Consider the following 6,912-nt stretch of genomic DNA (forward strand, 5'->3'; position numbering starts at 1 on the left):
AAAGCAATGTACTATGATAAGCTTAACCTGTTAGGTCAAGTGGCTTAATTTAAATAAAAAGGTCTCAGACAAACCCGGTACAGTTCACTTTTACAAAAAACTAGAAGCACTAAACCTTTCGTTCGAAGACCTTACAGAACATAATTTAATAGACGCTAAGGTACACTTAAAGAAAATAATAGAGAAAGGTAAAATATATAGATTAACGGATACTGAGAAAACAGCAAAAGCATTCTACGTTCAGAGAGTTTCCCAAACTTTGTGTAACTGCTTATAATCCACTAACCGGAGAATAAGCAATGACAACTCAATCTGGCATTAAGAAACTAGCTGAACAAATGGCTGGTAGCATGAAAAGCTTCGATGACATCAAAGACCTCCAGAAGCAGCTCATGCAATCCTTTATCGACACTGCCCTTGAAGCTGAGATGGAAGACCATCTCGGCTATCCTAAGCATGAAAAGGCAGATAAGCCAAATAAACGCAATGGGCATACTAAAAAGACCGTCCGCAGTGACACAGGCGATCTTGAGATATCCGCTCCAAGAGACCGCAATAGCAGCTTTGAGCCTGTGCTGGTCAGTAAGCATCAAACCCGTATCTCAGGTCTCGATGATAAAATCATATCGTCACTACAGGCATAGCCTTCCGTCTTGCGCTTCGGGCAAGTGTGCCCCACACACTTGCTTATCCTCGCTCATACGCCAAGGGTCAAACCACCACCGAGATTGTAGAGAGCATTAAAGAGCTCTACGATGTCGATATCTCCAGTAGCTTAGTTTCAAAAGTCACTGACAACATATTAGAGGACATCACCGCTTGGCAGAACCGTCCGCTGAGCAGTGTCTATCCTATCGTCTATTTGGACTGCATCGTCGTGAAGATACGTCAAGACAAGCAGATCATCAACAAGGCTATCTATCTGGCACTAGGCGTGGGACTTGATGGCAGAAAAGAGCTGCTTGGTATGTGGCTCTCAGAGCATGAAGGCGCTAAGTTCTGACTGGGTATTCTCACTGAACTACAAAACCGCGGGGTACAAGATATTCTCATTGCCTGTGTTGACGGCTTAAAAGGCTTCCCTGATGCCCTCAACACCGTCTACCCCAACGCTCAGGTTCAGCTGTGTATCGTGCATATGGTACGCTATTCAATGAAGTTCGTACCGTGGACTGATAAGAAAGCCGTAGCGGCTGATTTAAAGGTTATCTACGGCGCTGATACGCTTGAGATAGCAGAGGCCAATCTTGAATCCTTCAACGCAACATGGGGTGATAAGTACCCGCATGTGGTTACCTCTTGGCGTAATAACTGGGAGGGCTTAACGGTGTTCTTTGGCTACCCTAAAGACATCAGAAAAGTGATTTATACCACCAATGCGATAGAGCCTTTAAACAGTGTGATTCGGACAGCGGTGAATAAGCGTAAAGTATTCCCCTCTGATCAAGCGGCGTTTAAAGTGGTGTATTTAGCCACCCAGCAGGCATCCAAAAAGTGGTCGATGCCGAGTCAACACTGGACGTCTGCTTTGAATCGCTTTATGATTATGTTTGATGATCGTATTAGGGCGTGTTGAACATTGGCGACAAATTAATGGCAAAAAAAATAGCGAACGGTTAGGGCGTGCTTTATCGCATGCGTGCTGGCTGTCCTTGGCGCGACTTACCCGAGTATTTTGGCAAGTCTAATACCATCTATAAAGCTTACCAGCGCTGGTTTCGCAGTAATAAGCTAATGGCATTATTTACGTTACTGATCAAAGACGCAGACCTTGAGTGGGTCTTTATCGATGGCACTCATATTAAAGCGCATCAGCACAGCAGTAGTGGCAATGAGAACCTACAATCCATTAGCAAAAGTGTGGCAGGCCGCGCGACCAAGATTCACTTAGCAGTTGATGCTCATGGCAATCCGATTACCTTTCTTTTATCAGATGGCACAACCCACGATGTCAAAGTCGCACCTGATTTAATAGATAAGGTTAATTTGAGCGATACAGAGGTTTTATGTGCCGATAAAGGCTATGATTCTGATGCACTACGAGCCCATATTGAACAAGCAGGGACGCATAATAACATCCCTCGAAAACGAAACACTCAGTCTTCTAACGACCATATGGACTGGGACTTATATAAAGCCAGACATCTAGTAGAAAACGCTTTCGCTAAGCTAAAACAGTATAGGGCGGTTGCCACCAGATTTGATAAGCTCAAGCAGAGTTATGAAAATACGGTCGCTCTTGCTTGTGCTTATATCTGGCTCAAATTATGAATGTTCAACACGCCCTAGATTAACTTAGCTTTGATACCTATTTTCCCTCGTCCAAGTTTCAACCACCATGCCGGTACGTATCCCTGAGCTTGATCACGTGACCATAGCGCGGTTAACAGCCCCAATCCTATGAGAGACACAAGGGCAAAAGTACTCTCTGAAATCATACCTAGAAAATATAAAGTAGACATAGTAATAACTATGAAACTATATGTGAGCCAACCTCTCACGCCGTACTCAATAAAAGCGCAGGACGTATCTATAAAACCTTTTAACTTACTCATCACTATTCCTCACTTTAAGCCGACTCTTATAGTTGAAACAATAGCACTGTGTTACGTTTTTATCAACACAAACCCATGTATGATAAATCGTTTCTGCTACATAAGAAAATCATTAGCAAATAAATATGCACTGATGATAATCAAAATATTATCAAAGCTACCTCTTCATATGTCTGAAATGAATACGTATTGAAATATAACATCAAACTGTCTCTGAATACGCTCATTTGACCCTATTGATTAATCCTACCCCGATATTAGCTAATGTTTTGTAGTCATAATCATTATTTACCTCCGCACCAGCTTGGATGAATGCTTCTTCAGCATGGTACATAGCTACTAGTAAAGCATCAGAAGGGTTGTGTATATCCATAATTTCAGGTAAGTAGATCAAACGTCGAGCATAGCGTGTTGGTGTATCGATATCATTAACTATGGCATCACTCGCTAGTGTTTCCAATCTTATACCCAAAAGTATATACATCACATCAAACCCTATATTCCAGAGCTTAACGACTAATGATGATGGCATATCTCGCTTGCCTGTTTCATAATTTTTATAGGTATTTTGATGAACGCCTAACTGGTTGTAGACATCAACTGCTTTCAAATTTAGACGCTCACGTTCTAATTCCAATCGCTTACCCATATCTTCAGGATTCATCTAACCCCCTCAAAAATACACTCTCATGTAAACAAAATATTGACATACACTCAAATGTTAGTATTATTATACACTCAATTGAGTGAAACGTTTTAGAATAATATATTCTATCATAATAGGATACCACCAAAATGAAAGTGAGCACATTACAAGCTACGAACAAAGGACAGTTACATAAATCCAATCGTAAAGCCATACCTATTCGACTTCTGCCAGAACAACACGCTGAACTTAAAAAAACTGCAGCTACTGAGATTCGTTCTATGGGATTTATCGCATTACGGCGCTACCAAGCTGGTCTGCAATTAGAGCAGTCAAAGCAACCAACCTAATATATTGACACTGCCATCGCAAACACAGTCGAGATGACAGTGTCATTTTTGGGCGATGAGGGAAGTACCGGTCAGTACTTCAGAAATTATCAGCCATATCCAACAATATTCGTATTCACCCGACCCCTTTAGATCAGCGCTTATCAGATCAGTAGTTTCATCACTACTAGACATGAAAACAGTCAATCCATCGTAGGCATAAACCAAACCACTTACCAAACCAAACGAGCACTATTATGCAAACCATGCAAGATGATACCCGTAGCGAGCTAATCACTCGCCTCGTACAAGATTATGGTCTCAAATTCTCCAGCGACCGTCAGTTTTTGCGTTATGGCCGCTGCCCGTCATGCGGCAAAAAGGAGTTATTCACCGGTGCTGATGCGCCGTGGACGATCCAGTGTGGCCGCGCTAATAAATGCAATTACCAAGCATCTACTCGCGATATTTACCCAGACATATTCGCCAATTGGACGAAGAAAAACCCACCAACACCCAGCAACCCAAATGCCACGGCTGACGCTTATCTTCAGTCGGGACGTGGCTTTGCTATTGTCAAATGGCAAGGCAGCTATACCCAAGAAGTATTCAAAGACTTCTATTCTGATTTTACTTGTCCTAGTGTCCGTTTCAACATCACAAGCGAAGGGCAAACTCTAGGGTATTGGGAACGGCTGATAGAACCCGCCGCAAATATAAAAAAGGCCCGTGTACAAACAGGCTTTAAATTTAAAGGTCATGCTTGGCTACCGCCAAAGCTGCACCTACAGCATGGCATCTGGCCATATGTGAAAGAGCTATGGATTACTGAAGGCATCTTTGACGCCATGGCACTGACTGAGAACGGCTTACATGCCATTAGCAACATCACCGCCGGTAACTTCCCAGCGCACACCTTAGCGCAAATAAAAGCACGAATGGCAGAGCTTGGTAAGCCACTGCCCAAGCTTATCATAGCACTCGATAGCGACCATGCTGGACGCAAAGCCACTGACAAACTGGTGGCCACCGCACGCCAAAACGGCTGGGATGTCACCGCCGCACAGTCAAGTGAGTACAGCGACGGTGCAGACTGGAACGACCTACACAAAGCAGGAAAACTCACCAAGTCAGACCTTGAACGCTACCGCTTTTATGGTGAGCTGCTTATTGCTGAGACAGCAAAGGACAAGGCGCTACTGACGTACAACCAGTATGGCACCACTAGCTTTTATATGTTTTTCAACAGTTGCACCTACTGGGTAAAAGTAGACAGCGAGAGCTTTGATAAAGCCAAGCAAATGGATGCGGACAGCGAACCGACAGAGGATCTATTCAATACTGAAGAAGAATTAAAAGAAGCCGTACAGCTATGGCATGACGATCTAATGCAGTCTTGCATGACTGTCACCCAAATCATGAACTGTCAGCCACAAGCACTCTATTATCAGCAAAACCTTGTCACTGATGAGTCGTGGTATTTTTTTCGTATTCGCACACCACAAGGCGACACTAAAAATACCTTTACCGGTAGCCAACTGTCGGCCGCTGGTGAATTTAAAAAGCGCCTATTATCAGTCGCGCCTGGCGTCATCTATCAAGGCAATTCAAAGCAGTTAGATGTCATGTTGGGACGCATGATTAACGGCATCAAGACAGTAGAAACCATCGACTTTATCGGTTACAGCAAAGACCATCAGACTTACATTTTTAACGATATCGCTATTCGTCATGGTCAGAGCTACCCGCTCAATGCTGATGATTATTTTGACCTGCCAAATAATAAAAGCCTAAAGACACTCGCTGCCAGTCCAAATATCAGAATCGGTGACCGCCCCAAAGATCCAGCCAACTGGTTAGCGGACATCATATCTGGCTGGGGTGTGCAAGGCGTCATTAGTCTGGTCGGCTTCATGGGCAGCTTATTTGCCCAGCAAGTACGTGACCGTCAAAAGTCCTTTCCTTTTTTAGAAATCGTAGGTGAGCCTGGTACTGGTAAATCCACTCTACTTAGCTTTTTTTGGCGCTTGATAGGTCGTGACGGCTACGAGGGTATCGATCCTAACAAAACCACCAAAGCCGGTCGTCTGCGCTCATTATCACAAACCTCAAATATGCCTAGTGTCTTTATTGAGTCTGACCGTGATGGTGCCGGCACTGGTCGCAATAGTCAGTTCAATTGGGACGAACTAAAAAACCTATATGACGGCGGCACGATTGGCACACGCGGCGTCAAATCAGCCGGCAACGAAGTCTACGAGCCACCGTTTCGTGGCACTATCGTCATCAGTCAGAATTTGCCCGTGGTGGCGTCCAAGGCAGTGCTAAGCCGTATCTGCCACCTATTCTTTGCATTGGACAACCAGACCCGAGATTCTGAAGCAGCAGCCAGACGCATTGAGGCACTACAGACCGAAGATGTCAGTCATTTTTTAGTCGATATTCTCAAGATGGAAGACAAGATACTGCAGGTATTTTTTGATACCAAAATAGCGCATGAGAACTGGTTAAAAGACAGCGGTGTCAAAGCTTTTCGTGTTGCTCATTGCCACGCGCAGATACTCGCCATGTTTGATGCGATGAAACTGGTATTGCCAGATTTGCAACGCTTGGACGGGGCCGTAAAGCAGGAAGTATTCAATATGGCAACCGAGCGCGATCAGACGCTTGACACCGAGCATCCGCTCAATATCCAGTTCTTTGATGTACTCGAACGCTTGAATGCAGCGCCCAACGCAATCGAAGGTGCTGGTCATCATATTCGCCGCTTGCATATCAACCACAGCAAAGACCCCAATTTGTTGGCAATCAGTATGCCAGAGATATATCAGCTAGCAAACGAATACCGTTATGACCTACCGCCGCAAGCGGATATGCACAACGCGCTACGCCAGTCACGACAATTTAAGTTTGTCGCCGCAAACAAGGTCGTGGCATCAAAAATAGCAGGACGCTCAATGCGCTGCTGGGTGTTTGAAATGCCTAAAAACCTAAGCCTCACTTGATCAAAAAGGAACCCAAACCATGAATCTATTACTAGCAGGACTACAGACTGAAGAAGAGTATGCGCGTGAGCGAGCTGCTAAAAGCAAACAGCATAAAGAAGCGCTTACCAAGGTATTAAAAATGGCATTGGATGATTGCGGTGGCAGTCGTGTCTGTCGTGATTTTCTATTGTCGTTATATAACGGTCACGCTTACCCATTCAATATGAACGGCTTACGCAATCTAGATGGCGGATTATATGCGGCTTGCATCACGATAATGAATATCGATTGCAGACCGAATCCACCGTTTGAGATTCATAACTGGTTTATCAATGGCGATGAAATATTTGCAAGCCTTAAAGCCAGTCGCTCCGAATCGGATAAAGGAAAATAAC

Annotated in this window: 5 protein-coding genes and 2 pseudogenes; 5 read left to right on the forward strand and 2 right to left on the reverse strand. The window is 44.3% G+C overall.

The window, feature by feature from the left end; all coding sequences use genetic code 11:
* Positions 1 to 299 precede the first annotated feature (299 nt).
* Positions 300 to 1,576 (forward strand): annotated as a pseudogene (locus ACT3SX_RS12860) (IS256 family transposase).
* A 47-nt stretch (positions 1,577 to 1,623) separates the two neighbouring features.
* A pseudogene (locus ACT3SX_RS12865) lies at positions 1,624 to 2,271 on the forward strand (IS5 family transposase); the annotation flags it as partial.
* A 14-nt stretch (positions 2,272 to 2,285) separates the two neighbouring features.
* Here the strand turns inward: ACT3SX_RS12865 and ACT3SX_RS12870 are convergent.
* Positions 2,286 to 2,555, reverse strand: a complete 270-nt coding sequence (locus ACT3SX_RS12870) for a hypothetical protein (protein WP_444518744.1) — start codon at positions 2,553 to 2,555, stop codon at positions 2,286 to 2,288.
* A gap of 223 nt (positions 2,556 to 2,778) precedes the next feature.
* Positions 2,779 to 3,219, reverse strand: coding sequence for a helix-turn-helix domain-containing protein (locus ACT3SX_RS12875; protein ID WP_087041098.1), 441 nt, complete (start codon positions 3,217 to 3,219; stop codon positions 2,779 to 2,781).
* 131 nt (positions 3,220 to 3,350) lie between these two features.
* Between ACT3SX_RS12875 and ACT3SX_RS12880 the strand changes: the two genes are divergently transcribed.
* The 3 genes from ACT3SX_RS12880 (at position 3,351) to ACT3SX_RS12890 (ending at position 6,911) form a co-directional block, all read left to right on the forward strand.
* Positions 3,351 to 3,551, forward strand: a complete 201-nt coding sequence (locus tag ACT3SX_RS12880) for a hypothetical protein (RefSeq protein ID WP_087041097.1) — start codon at positions 3,351 to 3,353, stop codon at positions 3,549 to 3,551.
* A gap of 236 nt (positions 3,552 to 3,787) precedes the next feature.
* On the forward strand, positions 3,788 to 6,535 hold the full coding sequence (locus ACT3SX_RS12885) for a toprim domain-containing protein (protein ID WP_192992328.1): 2,748 nt from the start codon (positions 3,788 to 3,790) through the stop codon (positions 6,533 to 6,535).
* Between the two features lie 19 nt (positions 6,536 to 6,554).
* Positions 6,555 to 6,911, forward strand: a complete 357-nt coding sequence (locus tag ACT3SX_RS12890; RefSeq protein ID WP_192992327.1) for a DUF7673 family protein — start codon at positions 6,555 to 6,557, stop codon at positions 6,909 to 6,911.
* Position 6,912 lies beyond the last annotated feature (1 nt).

The sequence above is a fragment of the Psychrobacter sp. AOP31-B2-9 genome (assembly GCF_052378005.1).
GTDB lineage: Bacteria > Pseudomonadota > Gammaproteobacteria > Pseudomonadales > Moraxellaceae > Psychrobacter.

Excerpts from the sequence above, each read along its gene's own strand:
- ACT3SX_RS12870 (WP_444518744.1), bottom strand. The coding sequence starts at position 2,555 with ATGAGTAAGTTAAAAGGTTTTATAGATACGTCCTGCGCTTTTATTGAG.
- ACT3SX_RS12875 (WP_087041098.1), bottom strand. The coding sequence starts at position 3,219 with ATGAATCCTGAAGATATGGGTAAGCGATTGGAATTAGAACGTGAGCGT.
- ACT3SX_RS12880 (WP_087041097.1), top strand. The coding sequence starts at position 3,351 with ATGAAAGTGAGCACATTACAAGCTACGAACAAAGGACAGTTACATAAA.
- ACT3SX_RS12885 (WP_192992328.1), top strand. The coding sequence starts at position 3,788 with ATGCAAACCATGCAAGATGATACCCGTAGCGAGCTAATCACTCGCCTC.
- ACT3SX_RS12890 (WP_192992327.1), top strand. The coding sequence starts at position 6,555 with ATGAATCTATTACTAGCAGGACTACAGACTGAAGAAGAGTATGCGCGT.